The sequence below is a fragment of the Oleiphilus sp. HI0132 genome (assembly GCF_001635845.1).
On sequence record NZ_LWGJ01000142.1, the window covers coordinates 1 to 1,017 of the forward strand.

Sequence of the window (1,017 nt, forward strand, 5' to 3'; positions counted from 1 at the left end):
CCAATACGATGTCGATAAAGGTAAAAGGTTTACTTTCTTGTCTCATGATCTACTCTCTTCTTTATTTGCGACACTAATTACTCAGGTAATGAACCAGCAGCTAAGATAAGTTTGCTAGTTCACGGTAGGTCGCAATTTAAAATATCCTTGTAATGTCGTTGTGGTTATATTGTAACTAAATTATTGATGCTTTTTAGGGCTCTAATTTAAAACAATGTTAAATGTGAGTTTATGTATCTGAGCGTTTGTTAATTTTTAACAAAGCTAATAGAAACGTCTAATTGCGTCGTTTACATCTAGATACAAAGTAGTTAATTGAGGAAGTTGAATGAATTGGGATCGTGATCGCTTATTAATGGAGTTAGGTAAGTTTTCGTTTAAGTCGAAAGCTGCAGTTAAGGGGGAAATAGCGCATTACTATGACTTCTATGATATGGCTTTCTATCGTGAGTTCGACGGACTAGAGCAGCGTGCAGGTTGGCTTGATGCAAGTGACTTTCGTATCGTTATGCAAAGCTTTAAACCACTTGATGCTAAAGGTACCGTGTTTGTGTTTCATGGATACTTCGATCATGCCGGAATATATCATCACCTAATTCGCTTTTTAATAAAGTCGGGTTATGCGGTTGTTATCTATGATATGCCTGGACATGGATTATCAAGTGGCAAGCCTGCTTCAATTCAGTGTTTCCAGCAGTATCAAGAGGCGATCGATGCTTGTTTGGCGTCGTGTCGCGCTAATCTACCGCAACCATTCCACTGTGTTGGTCAGAGTACGGGCGGGGCAGTTTTGATTGACCGCTTAATGCATACTGAAACGCACGGTGAAGCTTTTGATAAGGTGGTTTTGCTCGCGCCGCTGGTGCGACCTAAAGGCTGGAGCTTTGTTAAAAAGGCTCACTCTTTGGTTAAACCGTTTTTCAAAGTGTGGCATCGCTCATTCTCACAAAATAGCGCGGATGTGAAATTCCTGAAGTTTCTGAAAGAACATGACCCCTTGCAGTCCAAGTGGTTGGC

The 1,017-nt window shown here is 40.8% G+C and carries 1 protein-coding gene; it reads left to right on the plus strand.

All coding sequences use genetic code 11. The annotated features are described in order from the left end of the window. Positions 1-328: 328 nt before the first annotated feature. Positions 329-1,017: alpha/beta hydrolase (locus A3766_RS01840; RefSeq protein WP_068641545.1), on the plus strand; the 689-nt coding region annotated here is incomplete at its 3' end.